The 20827-nt window shown below is 43.6% G+C and carries 21 protein-coding genes; 17 read left to right on the forward strand and 4 right to left on the reverse strand.

Annotated elements, in window-relative coordinates:
- Positions 1–21: 21 nt before the first annotated feature.
- The 4 genes from KS242_RS07345 to KS242_RS07360 all read left to right on the forward strand — a co-directional run bounded on the left by KS242_RS07345 (position 22) and on the right by KS242_RS07360 (position 6417).
- A complete protein-coding gene (locus tag KS242_RS07345) occupies positions 22–312 on the forward strand; it encodes an Fpa/YlaN family protein (protein WP_077309827.1) in 291 nt (96 codons plus the stop codon).
- Positions 313–460: 148 nt separating this feature from the next.
- Entirely contained in the window at positions 461–1705 is a 1245-nt protein-coding gene (gene ftsW, locus KS242_RS07350) for a putative lipid II flippase FtsW (RefSeq protein WP_217323724.1), read from the forward strand.
- Entirely contained in the window at positions 1693–5136 is a 3444-nt protein-coding gene (gene pyc, locus KS242_RS07355; protein WP_217323725.1) for a pyruvate carboxylase, read from the forward strand. The genes ftsW and pyc overlap by 13 nt, the downstream gene beginning before the upstream one ends.
- A 133-nt stretch (positions 5137–5269) precedes the next feature.
- A protein-coding gene (locus KS242_RS07360; RefSeq protein ID WP_217323726.1) for an IS3 family transposase occupies positions 5270–6417 on the forward strand; the annotation gives its coding sequence in 2 pieces (ribosomal slippage) (positions 5270–5543 and positions 5543–6417; 1149 coding nt in all).
- Positions 6418–6475: 58 nt separating this feature from the next.
- Here the strand turns inward: KS242_RS07360 and KS242_RS07365 are convergent.
- Positions 6476–7384: a COX15/CtaA family protein gene (locus tag KS242_RS07365; RefSeq protein ID WP_217323727.1), complete on the reverse strand. Its 909-nt coding sequence runs from the start codon at positions 7382–7384 to the stop codon at positions 6476–6478.
- A 206-nt stretch (positions 7385–7590) separates the two neighbouring features.
- Here KS242_RS07365 and cyoE point away from each other — a divergent pair, with 206 nt between their 5' ends.
- From cyoE to coaD, 9 genes are all read left to right on the forward strand, one after another.
- Positions 7591–8583, forward strand: a complete 993-nt coding sequence (cyoE, locus tag KS242_RS07370) for a heme o synthase (protein WP_217323728.1) — start codon at positions 7591–7593, stop codon at positions 8581–8583.
- A gap of 293 nt (positions 8584–8876) precedes the next feature.
- Positions 8877–9398 (forward strand): GNAT family N-acetyltransferase, encoded by a 522-nt coding sequence (locus KS242_RS07375; RefSeq protein WP_217323729.1) that lies wholly within the window; start codon positions 8877–8879, stop codon positions 9396–9398.
- Between the two features lie 82 nt (positions 9399–9480).
- Positions 9481–10506, forward strand: coding sequence for a CAP domain-containing protein (locus tag KS242_RS07380; RefSeq protein ID WP_217323730.1), 1026 nt, complete (start codon positions 9481–9483; stop codon positions 10504–10506).
- A 99-nt stretch (positions 10507–10605) separates the two neighbouring features.
- The gene (locus tag KS242_RS07385; protein WP_217323732.1) at positions 10606–11007 is read left to right on the forward strand and encodes a YlbD family protein; all 402 of its coding nucleotides are present in this window, start codon (positions 10606–10608) and stop codon (positions 11005–11007) included.
- Between the two features lie 15 nt (positions 11008–11022).
- Entirely contained in the window at positions 11023–11256 is a 234-nt protein-coding gene (locus tag KS242_RS07390; protein WP_217323733.1) for a YlbE-like family protein, read from the forward strand.
- Between the two features lie 49 nt (positions 11257–11305).
- Positions 11306–11743 carry a YlbF/YmcA family competence regulator gene (locus tag KS242_RS07395; RefSeq protein WP_217323735.1) on the forward strand — a complete coding sequence of 146 codons (438 nt, stop codon included), beginning with the start codon at positions 11306–11308 and terminating at the stop codon, positions 11741–11743.
- A 101-nt stretch (positions 11744–11844) separates the two neighbouring features.
- A complete protein-coding gene (locus KS242_RS07400; RefSeq protein ID WP_097040234.1) occupies positions 11845–12120 on the forward strand; it encodes a YlbG family protein in 276 nt (91 codons plus the stop codon).
- A 195-nt stretch (positions 12121–12315) separates the two neighbouring features.
- The gene (gene rsmD, locus KS242_RS07405) at positions 12316–12903 is read left to right on the forward strand and encodes a 16S rRNA (guanine(966)-N(2))-methyltransferase RsmD (RefSeq protein ID WP_256444537.1); all 588 of its coding nucleotides are present in this window, start codon (positions 12316–12318) and stop codon (positions 12901–12903) included.
- Complete coding sequence (gene coaD, locus KS242_RS07410; RefSeq protein ID WP_217323738.1) at positions 12900–13373, forward strand: pantetheine-phosphate adenylyltransferase; 474 nt, start codon at positions 12900–12902, stop codon at positions 13371–13373. Before rsmD ends, coaD begins: the two co-directional genes overlap by 4 nt.
- On the opposite strand, the gene ylbJ is transcribed toward coaD, so the two are convergent.
- Positions 13370–14554, reverse strand: a complete 1185-nt coding sequence (gene ylbJ, locus KS242_RS07415) for a sporulation integral membrane protein YlbJ (protein WP_371747631.1) — start codon at positions 14552–14554, stop codon at positions 13370–13372. The two genes, coaD and ylbJ, sit on opposite strands and share 4 nt — an antisense overlap.
- 174 nt (positions 14555–14728) lie before the next feature.
- On the opposite strand from ylbJ, the gene KS242_RS07420 reads away from it, so the two are divergent.
- Positions 14729–15754: a SepM family pheromone-processing serine protease gene (locus KS242_RS07420; RefSeq protein ID WP_217323740.1), complete on the forward strand. Its 1026-nt coding sequence runs from the start codon at positions 14729–14731 to the stop codon at positions 15752–15754.
- 101 nt (positions 15755–15855) lie between these two features.
- Here the strand turns inward: KS242_RS07420 and KS242_RS07425 are convergent, their stop codons facing one another.
- Positions 15856–17046 (reverse strand): nucleotidyltransferase, encoded by a 1191-nt coding sequence (locus KS242_RS07425; protein WP_217323741.1) that lies wholly within the window; start codon positions 17044–17046, stop codon positions 15856–15858.
- 736 nt (positions 17047–17782) lie between these two features.
- On the opposite strand from KS242_RS07425, the gene KS242_RS07430 reads away from it, so the two are divergent.
- From KS242_RS07430 to KS242_RS07440, 3 genes are all read left to right on the forward strand, one after another.
- Positions 17783–18298, forward strand: coding sequence for a YceD family protein (locus tag KS242_RS07430; protein WP_217323743.1), 516 nt, complete (start codon positions 17783–17785; stop codon positions 18296–18298).
- Positions 18299–18329: 31 nt separating this feature from the next.
- A complete protein-coding gene (gene rpmF / locus KS242_RS07435) occupies positions 18330–18503 on the forward strand; it encodes a 50S ribosomal protein L32 (protein WP_077309792.1) in 174 nt (57 codons plus the stop codon).
- Positions 18504–18628: 125 nt separating this feature from the next.
- Entirely contained in the window at positions 18629–19108 is a 480-nt protein-coding gene (locus KS242_RS07440) for an RsfA family transcriptional regulator (RefSeq protein WP_217323744.1), read from the forward strand.
- On the opposite strand, the gene KS242_RS07445 is transcribed toward KS242_RS07440, so the two are convergent.
- Entirely contained in the window at positions 18998–20782 is a 1785-nt protein-coding gene (locus KS242_RS07445; RefSeq protein ID WP_254391838.1) for an IS1182 family transposase, read from the reverse strand. The two genes, KS242_RS07440 and KS242_RS07445, sit on opposite strands and share 111 nt — an antisense overlap.
- Positions 20783–20827 lie beyond the last annotated feature (45 nt).

A 20827-nucleotide genomic window follows, 5' to 3' on the forward strand; every position in this document is an offset into this window, starting at 1 on the left:
CTGTTTAACGGAGGGATAATTTTGATATCTGAGATCACCGTTAGTAATCAAGAGAAAGCATATGCCCTTCTTTTGGCGGATGCTGATAAGATACTTAAACTAATCAAAGTACAGATGGACAATTTGATGATGCCGCAATGTCCGCTTTATGAAGAAGTGCTTGATACACAAATGTTTGGATTGTCTCGTGAGATAGATTTTGCTATTCGATTGAACCTGGTGAAAGAAGAAGATGGAAAAGAGCTTCTTGAAAACTTGGAAAGACAGTTGAATGTGCTGCATGAAGCGGCACAGCGGTCTATGCGTTCTTAATACAGAGGGCAGGCCGCTTGACATACACTTGTACGGGCATCCCATATGAAAGATGAAAACCCCTTGCCCTTCAAAATCGGCGGGGTTTTTTTATTATTCCATCCTGCGATTTAGTGAAGATCGTAAAATACATACTGGGAGCTTTAATATGAAAAAAAGATTGCGTAATTTTGACTTTACTTTGCTGTTCACACCTTTACTGCTAACTGCTTTTGGAGCAGTAATGATCTACAGTGCCAGTTATACAGTTGCTGTAGTCAAGTATGATTGGTCAGCAACACACTTCTTTGTACGGACACTTGTATGGTTTGCACTGGCTATTCCAGTGTTTGCGTTTTTTAGTTTCGTACCCTATCAAAAGTACCATAAAGTAATTAAGCCGCTCATGCTAGTTATCTTTTTAATGCTAGTCCTTGTGTTATTCACAGGTAAAGTAAATGGTTCCCGCTCTTGGTTCAGCCTCGGATTTTTCAGTGTGCAGCCTGCAGAATTGGCTAAAGTAGGGATGATTATTTATCTCGCTTCTATTTATTCGAAGAAACAGAGCTATTTAGATAGTTTCTCTAAGGGCGTTCTGCCTCCATTAATCGCATTGGGAATTATTCTTGGTCTAATTGTTATTCAGCCGGATGTTGGGAACGCCTCCATTATATTCTTGATTTCCTGTACGATTATTTTCAGCGCTGGGATAAAGATTAGACATTTGAGTTTATTAATTGTAGCGGGACTTTTATTAATTTTGGCAGTATCGCCGCATATGGTTACAGATGAAAGGGTCTCCCGTTTTACAGGTGCTTATCAGCCATTTGATGAGGAACATGTTCAAGATGACGGTTTCCAGCTCGTTCAATCCTACCTGGCCATTGGGACTGGCGGTGTGTTTGGTGACGGTCTCGGTCAGGGCGTACAGAAACTAGGATACTTGCCAGAACCGCACACAGACTTCATTATGGCCGTTATAGCAGAAGAACTTGGCTTTATTGGCGTAGCCGCTGTCCTGGCTATGCTAGCCATTATTGTGCTGCGAGGACTTTATATTGCCAAGCAGTGTCAAGATAGCTTTGGTTCATTACTGGCAATAGGCATTTCGTCGATGGTGGGCATCCAGACCTTTATTAATTTGGGTGCAATCACCGGCCTATTGCCAATTACAGGTGTCACACTGCCGTTTGTCAGTTACGGTGGTACATCCTTGCTGATTTTGTTCGCTTCTATGGGAATTTTGAATAACGTTGCCAAGCATGTACGTTCACAGGAACTGATCGTGTCAGACAGCACCTTCACACAAGATAAGCGGGGAAAACGTCCCTCCAATCGACAGAGGATCCGCACCACTAGTACGACTACACAAACCAGGGGAAAGACTAGAGGAGGAGAACGATGGACGAACTAAGGGGAATAAGTAAAGTTTTAGTTGCAAACAGAGGGGAAATCGCGATTCGTGTATTCCGAGCTTGTGTTGAGCTCGGTATACAGACGGTCGCGATTTATTCAAAGGAGGATAAATCCTCCAGTCACCGCTTTAAAGCGGATGAGGCATATTTGGTCGGCGAGGGGAAGAAGCCGATTGATGCCTATCTTGATATCGAGAATATTCTTGAAATTGCGAAAACTTCTGGGGCGGATGCTATCCATCCAGGTTATGGTTTTCTTTCGGAGAACATTCATTTTGCGAGACGCTGTGAAGACGAAGGTATCACTTTCATTGGGCCGCGCAGCGAACAGCTGAATATGTTCGGAGATAAAGTAAAAGCAAGACAGCAAGCATTACAGGCAGAAATACCAGTTATTCCTGGAAGTGATGGACCAGTCCAAGATCTTGAAGAAGTAAAAGCTTTTGCTGTCCAACATGACTATCCAATCATCATAAAAGCATCACTTGGCGGCGGAGGACGCGGTATGCGCGTTGTGCGTGATGCGGAAGAAGTAGCAGAAGCTTATGAGCGTGCGAAATCCGAAGCGAAAGCTGCATTTGGCAGTGATGAAATGTACGTAGAGAAACTGATTGAAAATCCGAAACATATTGAAGTGCAAATACTTGGTGACAGTGCAGGCAACGTTATTCATTTGTATGAACGTGATTGCTCGATTCAAAGACGTCACCAGAAAGTCATAGAAGTAGCTCCAAGTGTCGGCTTGCCTGAGTCATTGCGGCTTGCAATTTGCGATGCAGCTGTTCAATTGATGAAGAATGTATCCTACTTGAATGCGGGTACAGTTGAATTTCTTGTGGCAGATAATCAATTCTATTTTATCGAGGTTAACCCTCGTGTCCAAGTAGAGCATACGATCACAGAAATGGTAACAGGCGTAGATATTGTGCAAACACAGTTATTGTTGGCGCAAGGGTACAGCTTAACAGATGAGCGACTTGGAATACCTGCGCAAGCTGACATCAAAACAAATGGTTATGCCATCCAAGCACGTGTCACAACGGAGGACCCGTTAAATAATTTCATGCCGGATGCAGGTAAAATTATGGCTTACCGTTCCAGTGGAGGATTTGGTGTGCGTTTGGATGGAGGTAATGCCTTCCAAGGCGCAGTGATTAGCTCCTATTATGATTCCTTGTTAGTGAAAGTCTCAACCTGGGCGGCTGGTTATCAGCAAGCAGCTTACAAATTGGAAAGAAATCTGCGTGAGTTCCGTATTCGCGGTATCAAAACCAACATTCCATTTTTGGAAAATTTAGTATTGCATGAAAAGTTTTTATCGGCGGATTACACAACAAGCTTTATAGATGAGACGCCAGAGCTGTTTGATTTTCCGAAAAGCCGGGACAGAGGAACGAAAATGCTTCAGTATATCGGCTATACGACGGTCAATGGCTTTGACGGGAGCGGCAAAGCAGAAAAACCTGTATTTCCTCCCCAAAGAATTCCCAAGCTGCAAAAAGGCCTGGATTATCAGAATGGAACAAAACAAATACTTGATGCGCACGGGCCAGAAGGGCTTGCTGATTGGCTGAAGAATCAAGAAGAGGTGTTATTGACAGACACTACTTTCCGAGATGCACACCAATCCCTTTTAGCTACACGTGTTCGAACGAAAGACTTGCTTGCAATTGCTGAACCAACAGCTAAATTGCTGCCGAATCTTTTCTCCGTTGAAATGTGGGGCGGAGCAACATTTGATGTTGCCTATCGCTTCCTGAAAGAAGATCCTTGGCACCGCCTGGCGAAGCTGCGAGAGAAAATGCCGAATGTGTTATTCCAAATGCTGCTGCGAGCAAGCAATGCAGTAGGATATAAAAACTATCCGGATAATGTTGTAGAAAAATTCGTGGAAGAAAGTGCACAGGCCGGCATCGATGTGTATCGTATCTTTGATAGCTTAAACTGGATTGAAAATATGAAACCAGCGATAGAAGCAGTACACAAGCATAATAAAGTAGCGGAAGCAGCACTTTGCTATTCTGGCGATATATTAGATCCGAGCCGGACAAAATATGACTTGGCATATTACACTAAATTGGCCAAGGAATTAGAAGATGCGGGTGCCCATATCATTGGTATCAAAGATATGGCAGGTTTGCTTAAACCGCAAGCTGCGTATGAACTTGTACGTGCGTTAAAAGAGACTGTATCTCTGCCGATTCACTTGCATACCCATGATACAAGCGGTAATGGTGTGCTTACCTACATGAGAGCTGTAGAAGCCGGTGTTGATGTTGTGGACGTTGCGGCAGGGTCAATGGCAGGTTTGACCTCTCAGCCTAGTGCCAGCTCGTTCTACCACGCGATGCAAGCTATGGACCGTAAACCTTCCATCAATGTTGAACATTATGATGAGATTGGTCACTATTGGGAAGATGTGCGATCACGCTACAGTGATTTTGAGAGTGGTATGAAAGCTCCGCACGCAGAAGTTTACTTACATGAGATGCCTGGCGGGCAATATAGCAATTTGCTGCAGCAAGCCAATGCTGTCGGCTTAGGAAATCGCTGGGATGAAGTAAAGATTATGTACAGGAGAGTAAATGATCTTTTCGGAGATGTAATTAAAGTAACACCTTCTTCAAAAGTAGTCGGAGATATGGCTCTATTTATGGTTCAAAATGACTTAGATGAAAAGACAGTGATTGAACAAGGTCAGTCTTTAGACTTCCCTGATTCTGTAATCGAATTTGCCCAAGGTTATCTTGGTCAGCCTTATGGAGGCTTCCCGAAAGAATTACAAAAAGTTATTGTAAAGGATAGAGAAGTTATAACAAAACGTCCAGGTGAATTGCTTCCTTCTGTTGATTTTGACGAACTTCGAAAAGCACTGGAGGAGAAGCAGGAAGGGGAAGTTACGGAACAAGATGTTGTCGCCTATGCGCTGTATCCGAAAGTATTTGAGACATACGCCGCATTCAAGGAAGCTTACGGTGACTTATCCGTATTGACAACACCAACTTTCTTCTATGGCATGAAGATGGATGAAGAAATAGAAGTAGAAATCGAACCAGGAAAAACGTTGATTGTTAAGCTGGTTGCAATTGGTGAGGCTGGACCAGATGCAATGCGCACGATGTACTTCGAGTTTAATGGCCAGCCGCGGGAAATACTTGTGCGCGATGAACAAGTGCAAGCAACAGTCAAAACAACACCAAAGGCAGATAAGCAGAATAAAAAGCATATCGGTGCCACAATGCCGGGTACTGTAATCCGAGCGCTTGTTGGAGCCGGTGAGCAAGTGCAGAAGGGACAGCAGCTGCTTGTCACGGAAGCAATGAAGATGGAGACAACAGTCCAAGCACCTTTCGATGGAAAAGTAAAAGGCGTCTACGTAAAAGACGGTGAACCAATCCAAGTAGGCGATCTGCTTGTAGAGTTTGAATAAGCATTAAAAAATCCACTGCTTTTGGGGAATGACCCATAGGGACTGACCCCATACGCTGAGACAAATAAAAAACACCTTCAAGGTTGAAAACGGACGATTGTTATCCGAGATAATACTTGGAGGTGTTTTTTCTATGGGAACTAGAGTCAGTTATCCAGTGGAGATAAAAATGAAGGCAGTTGAAATGCGCTTGGCAGGCGTACCTGTAAAAGAGATTTTGAACGAACTAAATATCAAGAGTAGATCGCAAGTGAAGACGTGGGTCAGATGGTATAAGTCTGAAGAGACGCATCGTTTTGAACAGCCAGTTGGCAAGCAGTACACCTACGGGAAAGGGCCAGCCTATTCTTCAGAAGTGGAGAAATTACAAGCTGAGAACCGATTTTTAAGGCAACAAAATGAAGTTTTAAAAAAGTACAAGGAATTGGAAAGGAAGTTGATAGAGAAACGGCAGTCGAACTTGTAGAAACACTGCATAACACAATGACAATACAGGATATTTGTGTACATTTAGGTATCTCGAGAGCATCTTATTATCGCTGGAAGAACAAAGAGAAAGACAACTCGAAAGAACTACTTAAAAAGCAAATTGGCACATTGTGCCGAGAACACAAGTATCGGTACGGGTACAGGAAGATTACTGCCTTACTGAGACAGGAGCAATGCATTAACCACAAAGTCGTGCAGCGAGTAATGCAGGAGAATCAATGGCAGTGCCGGGTTAAAGTGAAGAAACGTAAGAAAACTGGACAGCCATATGCCGTTGCAGAAAATTTATTGGATCGGAACTTTCAGTCCGATCGTCCTCTTGAGAAGCTCGTAACCGACATCACCTACCTGCCTTATGGTCAGAAACTAATGTATCTTTCCAGTATAATAGATTTGTGCAATGGCGAAGTAGTGGCTTCCTCAATTGGAGATAAACAAGATACAGCTTTCGTATTGGACACACTCGCTCAGCTGCCACCATTACCTGAGAACTGTGTGTTACATAGTGATCAAGGGTCTGTGTATACATCTTATAAGTACCAAGAAGCTGTAAAAGCAAAAGGCATTACCATGAGCATGTCCCGAAAAGGAACGCCCGCTGATAATGCCTCTATCGAATCGTTTCATTCCATACTAAAGTCTGAAACGTTTTATCTCAACAGCATTAATCGAACTACGACTGCCATCGTAGAGCGTACTGTTGAAGAATATATTTATTATTATAACAACATTCGTATCCAAACGAAACTAAACAACCAATCGCCGATACAATATCGGCAATCGGCTATTTGAAGGTTTTTTGATCCCTGTCTCAGAAACGGGGGTCAGTCCCCATAAGCAGTGGATTTTCTTATTGTTCTTTTTCGAATTTCGCACTTCGGAAGGAAAGCATGATATAGTACGTCATGATTGCAAAGTAGATACTGATAATTAATGAATGCATCAGGGCGACAAATAAGTTCATACCGGTGAAGATAACTAATACACCTACTACTGCTTGTGCTGCCAGCAGGCAAAAGCTGATAATCCATCCTTTTGTCATCACAGCATGTCCCTTATAGCGACGCAGCACTTGGACCATGATAATAAAGGACCAAACAAGCGCAAGCATCGCAGCTCCACGGTGGAGCATCTGTACCATCTGAGCAGTGCTGAGACCAAACAAGCCTGGATCAGCGTTCGAACAAAGCGGAAAGTCTCCGCAAACAAGACTGGCATGCATGTGACGTACGAGTGCACCAGTATATACAACAAGATAAATAAAGATGGTATGCAGGTAAAATTGAATACGCATCCCTTTTTTAATAACAAGCGCACGTGCATCGAACTTCTTGTCCACTTCGAAAACAATCAATGTCAGCAAGAGGACAGAAGCGAAGGAAATGAGTGAAATACCGAAGTGCAGCGCTAGTACTGCGTCGGATTGCTGCCAAATAACAGCTGCAGCACCGATTAATGCTTGTAAAACAAGGAAAAATACGGCCAAGACAGATAAGAATTTAACCTCTCGAATGTGACCGATTTTGCGCCAAGCAAAGATAGCCAGTAAGAGAATAACAATGCCTATTGTGGAAGAAACAAAACGGTGAGCTGATTCAATGATAAGCTCGGGAGTTACATTTGTAAGTGCTCCTTCACATAAAGGCCAGCTCTGTCCGCAGCCATCCGCAGATCCTGTCTTCGTGACTAAAGCACCCCCAAGAAGGATGAACAACATACCGACAGTACTGATTACAGATAAATATTTTAATAATTTCATGCAGGAACACCTCTTATATACAAACTAGTAGCGTTACAATAACATCAAGCTTATCGTAACATGAATTTAACCAGAAGAAGCGGAGATTTCGTGTCAATTTTATGACCTGTTGACTCTAGGGCGAAATAGTCACGAGATAAAAGGGCAGGTTAGTTCAGTAAATTGTCAAAAACAGTTTCTTATCTTAGAATATAACGTGTTACAATATGAAAAGTGTAATAGAATACAAGTATTATGTAACCAAGCAGAAAGGATGTGCTGGTGTGAATAAAGCCGAATCAACTTCTTTACAAGAATTGAATGGTGCAGAACACGCTGATTCAAACACTAGTCTATGGACAGACTTCAAAGCACTTATAAAAACTGGAATTATTAACTCCAATCTATTAACTGCATTTGGCGGTTTTTGGCTTGCGCTTTACATGACGAATGAGCAATTCGTTCATCATATTCCCGCATTCATCTATACGATGCTTGGCAGCGGGTTGGTCATCGCTGGCGGATGTGTAATCAACAACTATTATGACCGGGATATTGACCATGTAATGAAACGGACGAAGAAACGCCCGACTGTAACTGGAACTATTCCGCTTTCCGTTGTACTTACAATGGGAATTGGATTTACCGTTCTTGGTGTCGGCTTTTTGTTCCTAACAACTTGGCAAGCAGCAGCGATTGGTATTTTTGGCTGGTTTGCTTATGTCATCCTTTATACGATGTGGTCAAAACGCCGCTATACCATTAATACTGCTATTGGCAGTTTTTCCGGCGCAGTGCCTCCGCTAATCGGCTATGCTGCCATTGATGGCGGTTTGAGCACGGAAGCATGGATTGTTTTTGCTATTATGTTCATTTGGCAAACGCCGCATTTCTTAGCTTTAGCTATGAAAAAGGCAGAAGACTATAAAGCAGCGAATATTCCAATGCTGCCGTCTGTGTATGGATTTGGCATTACCAAGCGTCAGATTATTATCTATACAGTATGTTTGCTTCCCCTTCCGTTCTATTTAACAACATTGGGAACGGTGTTTGTTGCTATCGCTACTGTATTGAACGTCGGCTGGCTTGCAATTGGAATTGCTGGTTTCTTCATGAAAGATGATTTAAAGTGGGCAAATTGGATGTTTATTTACAGCTTGAACTACTTGATGATCTTCTTTATCGCACTTGTTGTCTTCACAACACCTGCAATCTTTTAATAAGAGACACTGCTGATAAGTGTCTGATTTCTAAAATCCGAACTAAAAGTGAATTCTTTCATTAGAATTCATGCAGGTTCGGATTTTTTTCATTATAGATAGTTATCGTACCATCGACATAGAGTAATGCGAGTTAGCTAAAGATACCGATGTTTTTGGCGGACAGCAGCCAGAGTATATACAGACATATGCTTATGACCAATTGTCTTGTCTCTGCATATTTTGTGTTTATTGTGTACAGCATTTTGGGAATAAAGACCATAACAAACGTGCACCGAAGAGAGGGTAACGAAATGGATATGGAAACATCTCGCTTAAGTTTAAAAGCAATAACAACCAATATGGGAAAGCAGCTCGTCCGATTTCCGATTACATTCTTTTATGAACAAGAAATTTCATATGTGACGGATTGGCCATCCAATGCTTTGAAAGCTCAACTGCCGTTCTATTTAGAGAATCTGGCAACCGGACAGACAAACTTGGGTTTTGGGCCGTGGTTTGTACATACAAAATATGAGCAGGAGATGGTCGGTGACATTTTTATCCGCCAAACAGCTCCTCAAGCTGCACAAGCTGAACTCTTCTTCCATATACGGGAAGAGATGGCTGGCAAAAGATATGAAGAGGAAGCAATTGTCAGCATCTGTGACTGGTTGCTGCAGCAAGGTGTGGATACGATTCATGCGTTTTGTAAACCGCATGAAGCAGAAAAGCAGCAAGTGTTGACGCGATGCGGATTCCATAAACTTGGACAGGTGGAAGGACTGGTTCAATTCAGGACATATGGGCAGCTGCTTCCAGCAGATGGTTTGTGAAGGTTGTCGAAAAAGTCAGCTATTTACATATGCTGTTTTGTATTATAATAGGTGCAGCACATGAAAAGAAAGGGGCTGGAGCATGAAAGGTTTACGTATCGTGCTATTGTTGCTCGTACTAGGAGCGGGTGCCTTATTCTTTTGGAATAGGAATGATTATTTGGCTCCTGCCCAAGATGCAAAGACAAAAAGTACGGAAAATACACAAAAGGCAGAAGCTGCCCAAAAACCGAACGGCGATATAGAGCGGTGGATCAATCAAGCCCCTGACACGCTGAAGAAAGATCAGGGGGAACCGGATCATAAGGATAAGTCTTCTTACGGGTATGAATGGTATGTATATGATAAAGGAGACGCATATGCGCAGTACGGAGTAAAAGAGGATCGTATTGTTACGGCTTTCGCTGCCGGAGAAGCCTCTTTAGCTGATGTGAAACTTGGTGAAAGCCGAGAAGAAGTGGAAAAGGACTATGCATTAGAAAACGAGGTGTCTGTCCGCTATGATGGCAACCGTTACACATTTAAACTGAAGGACAAGGATCAGCAGATTCAGCCTTTAGCAGAGCTGGAAGACGGATTGTTCGCGCAGTTTTACTTTGATACATTCAAGGACGAACTAGCTGCAGTGCGTGTTATAACCGATGAGCAGCTGATTATGGAACGTCCATATGATATTACGTATACAGGACAGCTCCCTGAGCAGCCGCAGCTCTCAACAGAGGAATGGCAGCAAGTACAAGCAGGCATGGAACGGCAAATTATTGAAATCACGAATGTGATGCGCGCTCAATTCGATGTTTCTCCGCTCGAATGGAATGAAAATGTAGCAGCAGTCGCATTTGGTCATAGTGAAGATATGCAGAAACAGCAGTACTTCTCACATGTAACGCCAAGTGGTGAAGAGCTTGGGGATCGGTTAGCGGATGGCCAAGTACCTTTCCGAAATGCAGGTGAAAATATTGCTGCTGGCTATACAGATGCGCCAGCTGCTATGATTGGCTGGTTAAATAGTGAAGGGCACCGAAAAACGTTGCTTGATCCAACTTATAAAGAGTTGGGGGTCGGCGTTTACCGCTATTACTATACACAAAACTTCTTGCTTCAATAACCGAGTTTCTTCATGAAACTCGGTTTTTTGTGTGTCAATTTGTCTGGGCTTTCATACATTGTTTAGAGAGAGTAATTTTTGGATAGGAGTTGGATCGTAATGTCAGAAACGAATCTGCATCCATCGATTCAGGCATTCAAGCAATTTGTCGAGCAGCATCCGAAACTTATAGAAGAAGCACGGCAAAAGCAGACAGGATGGCAGCCTTATTATGAAAAGTGGGTGCTTTTAGGCGAAGAAGACCCGAGTTGGCAAGCATATAAAGCAGAAGCGCAGACTGAACAGACGGAGACAGACCAGGAATCAGCCGAAAAGGGAAATGAAATGGTTAGTAAGATGATGGGTATGGCAAGTCAATTTGATTTGCAGAAGTTATCAGGTCATATCCACCAGCTGAATGGGGCATTAGATAATGTAAAACATTTAATCGGGCAATATCAAGGTGTGAAACAACAGCTTCCAACAAAGAAAAAAGGGCCCACATTCTTTCATAAAGACTAGAAGGAGATGGATATGATGCGGCAGGATATCTATCAAAGACTCAAACAGCGGGAAGAGCTGCTGCGTTTTGTCAGACTTCACCCTGTCTGGTACCGAACGCTGTCACGTGATCCAAATGCGTTTGCGGATATGGAAAAGCAGGCCAAATATTTTTACGGAAAAACCGCACCGCAGCGCATAGGACAATTTGGGGAACAGCTTAGTATGGTCAACATGCTGATACAGATGGCAAGAGCAATGCGGGATTAGGTCTTTTCATTTCCCTATTATTTGGTATGATAATAGGGGAGGTGGTTATATGTTTGCAACTGTGGAATTTGTGGAGCTATTGGAGAGATCTGAGAATTTAGGCAGAATGATCCGGGATTCGGACGTAATGGATGCTTATAATTCTACGCAAGAAGCGCTCTACCAGGATAGTGAAACAAAAGCGAAAATTGACGCATTCACTGCTGTAAAGGAACAATATGAAGAAGTGCAGCGATTCGGCAGATACCACCCGGATTACAGCTCTATCATAAAAGCAATTCGCAGCAAGAAGCGTGAGATGGACATGGATGCCAATGTTGCGGCATTTAAAATAGCAGAGCGAAATCTGCAAAAACTGCTCGACGAAATAAGCGGGACACTCGCTGCTACGGTGAGTGAAACTGTTAAAGCACCGCGGTCTGGTGCAGCTATGAAGGACTCTGGCTGTGGCTGCGGCAGCGGCGGAGCTTGCGGCTGTGCCTCTTAAAAACGACTGGCAAGCTTCGGCTTGCTAGTTTTTTTATGTTGCTCCAGAGGGGCAGGCTTTGCTACACTAGTAAAAAAGCTGTAAAGCGAGGAACATCATTTATGTTGACAAAACGTCAGGGGATCGTCGTATGGTTCCAGCATATGAAAAATATAAAGCAGCTGAAACGGCACGGACACTTGGTCTTTGTTTCCAAAAAGCAAAAGTATGCCATGATTTATGTAAACATGGAGGAAGCAGAAGAAAAAGAAGCAGTATTGCAAAGACTGCCGTTCGTATCTAAAACAGCGTTATCATACCGTCCATTTGTACGCACAGATTTTGAGAATGCAAAACAGGATAAAGCAAAAGAATACGATTATAAAATCGGTATATAAAAAAAGCCTGCAGGGAATAGCCCTGCAGGCGCCTTTTGTTTCCGATGAAAACAAACAGGCAAAGGGAGAGGAGAAACCGGAGGAAGAGCTTATGGGGAAACGTAAGTCTTCTCCGTGTTCATGAAGCAGCTATAAGCGTGATAGCCGCTTCAGTAGTACAGTATGTACCGGCTTTAGCAGGATTATACATCGTTTTTGAAGGAGTGCAAAGCAATGCGAGTAATTGCTGGAGAGCATAAAGGACGGGCATTAAAAGCGGTGCCCAATCAATTGACAAGACCAACGACTGACAAAGTAAAAGAGAGCCTGTTTCAGGTGCTCGGCCCATTCTTTGAAGGAGGAGCATGTCTTGATTTGTTCGCGGGGAGCGGCGGACTTGGTATTGAGGCGCTTAGCAGAGGTATGGATACGTGTATCTTTGTTGATAAGCAGGGCAAGGCTGTTGAGACAATTCATCACAACTTAACAACGTTGAAGCTTACAGACGCTGCAGAAGTGTATCGGAATGATGCACTGCGTGCGCTGAAGGCCGTTGCGAAACGGGAGAAACAGTTCGATCTTATCTTTTTGGACCCACCATACCAAAAGGTATCCTACGAAAGCTTGCTGGAGCAAATTAGCGAGACGGGTATACTGGGAGCTGGCGGACAAATTGTTTGTGAACACGATGGACGTAAAGAGCTGCCAGAGCGTATCGCAGGTTTTCAAGCGGTGAAACGAGAGAATTATGGCAATACTACTGCTATAACAATATATCAAGCTGCGCAGGAGGGTGACAGATGACAATCGCAATGTATCCGGGCTCGTTTGATCCTGTAACGAATGGTCACGTGGATATTATCAAACGAGCAGCCGCTATTTTTGATGAAGTGATTGTTGCAGTAGCTGTGAACAGCAAGAAACAGCCGCTTTTCAATGCGGAAGAACGTGTAGAACTTGTGCAGGAGTCACTAAAGCCTTTCCCGAATGTAACAGTGGTCAAAGCAGAAGGTCTGACAGTAGAATTCGCGAAGCGATATGATGCACGCGTACTTATTCGCGGACTGCGGGCTGTTAGCGATTTTGAAAGTGAAATGCAGATAAGCGGTATTAACCGTCATCTAGAGCCGGAGTTAGAAACGCTGTTCATCACAGCTGATGCAGCATACAGCTTTTTAAGCTCTAGTATTGTAAAAGAGGCAGCAAGCTATGGAGCGGATATAAGTAAGCTTGTGCCGCCCCCTGTACATAAGGCAATCAAACAAAAATATTAATGAGATCGACGTCGCCGCAGCAGGATAAGTGTGCCTAATGCAAGTACGCTTAGTGTAAACAGCGGTCCGAAAGATGCAATCCGTTCGAGCAGCTCCATGGAATTTGGAGCTGTTTTTTCATGTAGAAAAGTATAAATACTCGTTTCTTTATGTCTTGCGTAAAGCGGTACATATAGACAAGCTGCCAGCCCCGCTGCAATGAAGCCGTGCAAGATACGAGCAAAGAAATAAGGAGCAAATCGAATATCAGTGTCAGCAAGAATGCTCGCGACTTGAGCTTGGACAGAAAAACCGTTAAATGCAAGAACAAAACTTACAATTACGATTGGGAAAAAGAAGTCGGAACCAGCTGCTTGTGCAATCATTTGTCCGCCCATCGTGATTTCTAAAAAGCCAGAAAGCATCGGAAGGACCAAATCAGCTGGAATACCAAACAAACTGGTCACTATCTTTAACCCATTTGCAAGGAAATCAGTGACACCTAGTATAAATAGCAGCTTATTAAAGACGGAAAACATAATAATAAATCCACCAATCATCAGCAGTGTCTGGATAGATTGAATAACAGCATCACCAAAGATCTTACCGAAAGGGCGCTTATCTGCGACACGTGTTTCATGCAATTCACGAAAAGCGCGTCTTAGTAATCCTTTCTCACGCACATACACAGATCTGGCTTCATTACGTCCGTAAAATCGCATGCAGATACCAACAAGAATATTACCTCCATAGTGTGCAATGGCAAGCAGGAGACCGAGCTCGGCATCACCGAAGAAACTGACCGCAATTACACCAACAATAAACAGAGGATTACTGGCATTGGTAAAGGATACGAGACGTTCCGCTTCTGTTTTCGTCAGCTGTTTCTCCTGCCGTAATCTGCTAGTAAGTTTGGCTCCCGATGGATAGCCGCTAGCCATTCCCATTGCCAGTACAAAACTTCCGACACCTGGCACATTGAACAAAGGCCGCATGATCGGCTCGCAGAATACACCGATGAAGCGTACCATTCCGAAAGCAATCAACAGCTCTGCTGTGATGAAGAAAGGCAGCAGAGATGGAAATACGACTTCCCACCACATATTCAGCCCGCGTATGCTTGCTTGCAGTGCTGGATCCGGGTATGTAATCAGGCTGACTGCTAAAAGCAGAGCTGCCCCAGCGAACAAAATCGATTTCATTTTTCGCACAATGATCCCTCCGATTTGTGACTGCTGTACTTCTTAATATCGAAGTAGTACACTTGAATTCAGTCTGTTGGTACAGGCTACCTTAACTATACGCGTGCTTGAAGGAGAAATATGCTTCTTCTGCTGAATAAGCAGAGAAAAGCGGGCACAAAAGGGGAACTGAAGATGAAACAGAAAACGCGTTATATCTTGCTTATCGTGCTATTGCTGCTCATTGTTTTCTGTTTTTCCGGGATTTACAGAATGCCTTATTATGTATACAAACCTGGAGGAGCAGATGCACTTGATCCAATTGTTTCGGTGGCTGGCAGCGATAAAAGTGAAGGCGATATGCATCTTGTCACCGTGCGCGGCGGACAGGCAACACCATTTCAATATGTGATGGCACACATTCTCCCGTATCATCAAATCGCGAAACTGGAAGATGTTATTCCAGAAGGCATTTCCCAGGAAGAATATACACAAGCGCAGCTCATGCAAATGGAAAGCTCGCAGGAAGCCTCTACAGTCGTTGCCTATCAAGCAGCAGGGGCTGACTTGCAAGTAGAGTATCAAGGAGTATATGTCGTTTCTGTCGTAAACGATTTTCCAGCTGATGGAAAATTAAAGCCGGGTGACCATATAACTGGTGTAGATAATAAAACAGTAAATGAAGCAGCAGACCTGACTACATATGTCACTTCCAAACAATTAGGCGATACGATTACCTTACAAATTGATCGCGGTGACGAGCAGCTAGAGAAGGAATTGAAGCTTCAAGCTTTGCCTGATACCCAGATTCCTGGTATTGGCATTACATTAGTAACTGACAGAGAAGTAAACGAAGATCCGGAAGTCACCTTCTCGAGCGGAGAAATTGGCGGACCGAGCGCAGGGCTCATGTTCAGCTTGGAAATTTATGATCAGCTGGAAGAAGAAGACTTGACACACGGTTTACAAATTTGCGGTACTGGGGAAGTTGATTACGAAGGGAATGTTGGCCGCATTGGCGGGATCGATAAAAAAGTGGTAGCAGCAGATAAGGAAGGCTGTGCCGTATTCTTTGCACCAAATGAAGATGGAGCAGATGATTCTAATTACCAGCTCGCAAAACAAACGGCGGAAGATATTGAAACAGATATGAAAGTTGTTCCGGTTGATACGTTTGAGGAAGCAAAGGAATATTTAGAAGAATTGCCTGAAAGTAAATAATGAAAAAAATCCAAACGATTCTTCATCGTTTGGATTTTTTCATAGAAGTTGTTATGCAGAACAAGTACCGAATTACTGTATTTTATTGACTGCTTCTGATGTTAGACAAAGACAGGAGGTGAAATCTCTTGTTTGCGAGCTGCCACGGCAGCTGCAGGTGATAACGTGCTGTAGTAGGCATCAGATGCCTGAAGTTCCAAATCAGCTACTGGGTGAATGTTATCTTTTAATTGTGTGAAGAGGGGCACGTCAAGCTGTTTCTTTTTAGAAGACAAAAATGCGCGTCCTGTTTTGCTCATTCCTAGAACCCGGATGTAAGGCAGCTGTTCGGTATCCAGCCATTCGGTAACGAGCTGCTTATGTGAATTCGTTAAAAGATGTATGCAAACGCGCTGAAGTCTTGTCCACGTGTAACGTTTTGTTTTGACATGAGCTAGGAACTGCTGAAAACTTACAGATTGATGGATGTATCGCTTGAATCGATATTCTAAACCTTCGTCCATCCCTTGAATAGTTCGCAGCATGGCAGGTGTGTTGGTCAAAATCAGATACCGCAGCAAGGGGAAATAATCTTCCCAGTTGTGAAGCTGTTTTGAATCCTGCAAGGCGGCGTATGTAGATTCCGGCACAGCTTGTTTTATGTTTTCCGTTTGATTACGCTGCTGAGCAGACCGTATTGAAGTTGCGCTTGCAATCGGACCCGTGATGGATTGATCATGGTAGTCTGCTTTTATACGAGGAATGGTATCTACATGTATGTTTGCGTGCAGCTGCTCAGCTGCACGCAAGTAAGCGAACCCGAGAATATTGTTTGGACTATGCAAATCTAAAGTAGAATCTATTCCAATTTTCTCATATGCTGTCCGGCTTGCCTCTGGATACGATAAACCTAGTTCGAGTGATTGTTTCAAGATTTCGTCAAATACGTTTTTCTTCTCTGTGCGCTTTCGTTGTGCTTGACGAAAAGCATCGATAGTGCCATCTTCAGAACCAAACACGAGGTGATCGGCGCCTAATGCATCTAAGGTAGCCACAGCACCTTTTGCAAATAAATCGGCATGCTGGACCGCATAAAGGAAGGGAAGCTCTACAACCAAGTCGACACCAGCTTGCAGAGCAGCTTCTGTGCGGCTAAATTTATCTAAAATGGCTGGCTCACCCCGCTGCATAAAATTACCGCTCATTACAGCAATCATGCAGTTAGTTTCGGTTAATTTACGAGCTTCCTGTATATGATAAACATGACCATTATGTAATGGATTATACTCAACAACAATACCGCATGATCTCATGTGGGACCTCCTTTATTGGGATGGTTTTCTCCGCTTTTCTTGATGTCTAGCTCCAGAAACCAGAAACTGCGGTATAGGCAATAAATCCCTGCGAGTGTAAGGGCATCACTCTCCAGGCTTTCTTACCCTGGTGTGGTGTCTAGCTCCGAAAGCCAGGAGCTGCGCCGTAAGTGATAAATCCCTGCGTGGGGAAAACACCCACTCCGGGCTTTCTCGCTTACTTCTCCGCTCCTAACCGGCTTTCTGCGCTTTTCGTGTGTTTCTAAACGGTTTCTTCCGCTTTTCTTGTGGTGTCTAGCTCTAAAAACCAGAAACTGCGCTGTAAGCGATAAATCCCTGCGTGGGGGAAGACGCCCACTCCGGGCTTTCTTACCCTGGTGTGGTGTCTAGCTCCGAAAGCCAGAAGCTGCGGTATAGGCAATAAATCCCTGCGAGTGTAAGGGCATCACTCTCCGGGCTTTCTTACCCTGGTGTGGTGTCTAGCTCCGAAAGCCAGGAGCTGCGCCGTAAGTGATAAATCCCTGCGTGGGGAAAACACCCACTCCGGGCTTTCTCGCTTACTTCTCCGCTCCTAACCGGCTTTCTGCGCTTTTCGTGTGTTTCTAAACGGTTTTCTCCGCTTTTCTTGTGTGTTAATATGAATATAGGCTAATTATTGCCTTGCTGTAAAGAAAATATATTGACAAAGCTTCTGTTTTTTTTTACAATTACTTTTGTTGCCATGAGGTGAATTAACGTGAAAATTCCGGTTCAAAAGCTTAAAGCTAAAGGTCTTGAACCTTTCGAATTTACAGAGCAAGTGGATGTGTCTGACATCCAGGGCAAGAATGATATTCGTCGTATTGATCCGGTGAAGGTCAGCGGTCAGGCGACTTCCTATGGTAACGACATTACTGTTAAGTTTGCGATAGATGGTGAGATGATTCTGCCATGTGCGCGTACTTTGGCAGATGTGCCGTATAAATTCCATATTGATGCGACTGAACTGTTTACTTTGTCTCCTTATGCAAGCGCGGATGACGAGTCGGAAATTCATCCAGTTGATGGAGAACTGCTTGACTTGAAACCGTATATAGAGGAAAATATTCTCTTGGATGTTCCTTTCCGTGTTTTCTCTGAGGATGAAGAGGTATTGGATAATGCCGTCAAACAAGGAGAAGGCTGGCAGGTTGCCAGTGAGGATGCACAGCAGGACAAGATCGATCCGAGGCTTGAGAAGCTGCAGGCTCTCTTGAAGAAGGACGACGAATAAGCATGTGAATGATTGAAGGAGGTGTAGGACAGTGGCAGTACCTAAAAGAAGAACTTCTAAAAAAGTTAAAAATCAACGCCGTACACACAAAAAATTGCATGTACCAGGAATGGTAGAATGCTCTAACTGTGGCGAACTTGCAAAACCACACCACGTTTGCAGATCTTGCGGACATTATGATGGCAAAGCAGTGGTTGAAGCGTAAGAACAGAAAACACCTATCGTCAGAGATGATGATAGGTGTTTTTTTATATTCTATCTACTTTTTTCTAGTCTAGCATTTTTCCCTCTTGCATACATTGATAGCAGGATAGAAGAGGGGGGAAGCTTGTGAAAAGTACAAGGCAGGATGCGTGGACTGACAAAGAAGATGTGCTATTGGCGAATACAGTGCTGGATTATATTCAGGAAGGTAAAACACAGCTCGATGCATTTCGGGATGTTGCAGTGAAGCTTAACCGTACAGGTGCAGCTTGCGGCTTTCGTTGGAATGCTTCACTTCGGCAATATTATCAAACGGATATTGAGATAGCCAAACAAAATAGGAAGCAGCAAAGTGCAGAACCAACACCAGAGGCTGCCCCGAAGAAGTCGGCAGGAAAGGATTCTGTCAGTTTGGAAGCTGCAATTGATTTGTTAGAAAAAGTGAAACAAAATTACCATGTTCCCAATAAGCAGCCTGATGAAGAGCTGCGCACATTACAGATAGAGAATGCGAAGCTTAAAGATCAGCTTAAACGGTATCAAGATGCATGCATCGAGATGGAAAAGCTGTGTCGATGGGTGATTGAGGAAGCAGAGACAAAATGAGAGCGGGACATAACTCCTCTCTGACACAAAAAAGATCTCGGTCACCAGGAAAATGGTGACCGAGATCTTTTTTGATCTGATATTTTTTGAATTCCTTACTATACTTGCTGATCTGGCGGTGAACTTCCTGATGTTCACCGCCATGAAGGCGAATCCTAATTCGTTTTCCACTTTCTCTTTACTTCGTACCGAGAAACGAGTGAAACACAAATGAGCCTTCAGAAATCCGAAGACTGGCTCGACATCTATTTTACGTTTTCCGTAAATTTTCCCTGTTTCTTTTTCGCTGAGTAATTGCTGGGTATATGCTTTTTGTTTTTCCCATCTTTCGTTGTAATAGATTTTCCGGTTGTTTCCTTCTTTCGCTTTCGTACATTCTGCACGTAAGGGACAAGCAGTACAATCGTCACATTCATACACGCGATAATGACGCTTAAATCCAAATTTGTCGCATCTTTCGGATAGGTACCGAAACGCTAATTTCCGGTTATTCGGGCAAGTGAAAAAGTCGCCTTCGGCATCGTAATCCCAGTGAGCTACTTGGTAAGGATCTTGTTTATATTTCTTTTGCTTTTCTTTTCGGTAGTGATTATAGGTGATGAGAGGGATGCGCTTCCGATTATTTACCACATCATCATAATTTTGCTCACTGCCATATCCGGCATCCGCGACAATATAGTCGGGCAGCTCAAAAAAGTCCCGTTCAATCTTATCAAGGAAAGGGATGAAAGTTCGCGTATCCGTAGGATTCGGGAACACATCATAGGCCAGGGCATATTGACCTTCAGTAGCCAGCTGCACATTGTACCCAGGTTTAAGTTGGCCATTTTTCATATAATCATCTTTCATGCGCATAAAAGTGGCACCATGGTCAGTTTTGGAGTAGCTATTTCTGTCTCCGAAGATTTCCATGTCGACCTGATATTTTGATTTCCGTTTAATGAAATCATTGACTTGCTTTCGGTACTGTTTTGGTGCTTTACGTTCGGAACGAAGCTGCTTGCGTTCGGCAGTATCATCACTTGCTTCTATGCGGCGATCGTATTCCTGCACCTTTTCGTCCAGTTTTTCTGCTACTTTTGTTAACTCTTCGCCCGATAGGGCTTCGGGGTTCTCCAGCTCGATTGCGGGGATAATTTCCTGCTCCAACAGTTCTTCATACATCTGAGCCGATCTTTCCACCAATTGCGTACTGTATTTCTCAGTGGACTTCCGCCATACAAAAGTAAACTTGTTGGCATTTGCTTCGATTTTGGTGCCATCAATAAAAATGGCTTCTTCTTCAATGACTTTTTCTTGAACCAGCTGGCTGCGAAATTGGACAAAGCACTGGCGTAAGAGTTCTTTTACGTGAGGGTTCACACGGAATCGGTTGATGGTGCGATAGCTGGGCTGATAATCTTGGGCAAGCCACATCATGCGTACGCTGTCTTGAAGTAATGACTCAATTTTACGGCCCGAGAAAACGGATTGCGTATAGGCACATAAAATAATCTTCATCATCATGCGAGGGTGATAAGCAGGGTGTCCGGTTTCCCGACGGAAACCGTCAAAAGCTTCGTCTGGAATACTTTCTACTAAATGGTTAACGGTAAAAGCAATATCATTTTCAGGTAATTTTCTTTCCAAATCTAGAGGTAAAACGACTTCACACATGGTATAATGTTTAAACATAAGGACCCTCCTCTTTTGTGTTTTGTGTCGTAACTTAATTCTATC

This window comes from Terribacillus sp. DMT04 (assembly GCF_019056395.1).
In the GTDB taxonomy this organism is placed as follows: domain Bacteria; phylum Bacillota; class Bacilli; order Bacillales; family Amphibacillaceae; genus Terribacillus; species Terribacillus aidingensis_A.

Coding starts and splice junctions, on each gene's coding strand:
- ftsW (WP_217323724.1), top strand. CDS start 461: ATGAAAAAAAGATTGCGTAATTTTGACTTTACTTTGCTGTTCACACCT.
- pyc (WP_217323725.1), top strand. CDS start 1,693: ATGGACGAACTAAGGGGAATAAGTAAAGTTTTAGTTGCAAACAGAGGG.
- KS242_RS07365 (WP_217323727.1), bottom strand. CDS start 7,384: ATGAAATTATTAAAATATTTATCTGTAATCAGTACTGTCGGTATGTTG.
- cyoE (WP_217323728.1), top strand. CDS start 7,591: ATGAAAAGTGTAATAGAATACAAGTATTATGTAACCAAGCAGAAAGGA.
- KS242_RS07375 (WP_217323729.1), top strand. CDS start 8,877: ATGGATATGGAAACATCTCGCTTAAGTTTAAAAGCAATAACAACCAAT.
- KS242_RS07380 (WP_217323730.1), top strand. CDS start 9,481: ATGAAAGGTTTACGTATCGTGCTATTGTTGCTCGTACTAGGAGCGGGT.
- KS242_RS07385 (WP_217323732.1), top strand. CDS start 10,606: ATGTCAGAAACGAATCTGCATCCATCGATTCAGGCATTCAAGCAATTT.
- KS242_RS07390 (WP_217323733.1), top strand. CDS start 11,023: ATGCGGCAGGATATCTATCAAAGACTCAAACAGCGGGAAGAGCTGCTG.
- KS242_RS07395 (WP_217323735.1), top strand. CDS start 11,306: ATGTTTGCAACTGTGGAATTTGTGGAGCTATTGGAGAGATCTGAGAAT.
- KS242_RS07400 (WP_097040234.1), top strand. CDS start 11,845: ATGTTGACAAAACGTCAGGGGATCGTCGTATGGTTCCAGCATATGAAA.
- coaD (WP_217323738.1), top strand. CDS start 12,900: ATGACAATCGCAATGTATCCGGGCTCGTTTGATCCTGTAACGAATGGT.
- ylbJ (WP_371747631.1), bottom strand. CDS start 14,554: ATGAAATCGATTTTGTTCGCTGGGGCAGCTCTGCTTTTAGCAGTCAGC.
- KS242_RS07420 (WP_217323740.1), top strand. CDS start 14,729: ATGAAACAGAAAACGCGTTATATCTTGCTTATCGTGCTATTGCTGCTC.
- KS242_RS07425 (WP_217323741.1), bottom strand. CDS start 17,046: ATGAGATCATGCGGTATTGTTGTTGAGTATAATCCATTACATAATGGT.
- KS242_RS07445 (WP_254391838.1), bottom strand. CDS start 20,782: ATGTTTAAACATTATACCATGTGTGAAGTCGTTTTACCTCTAGATTTG.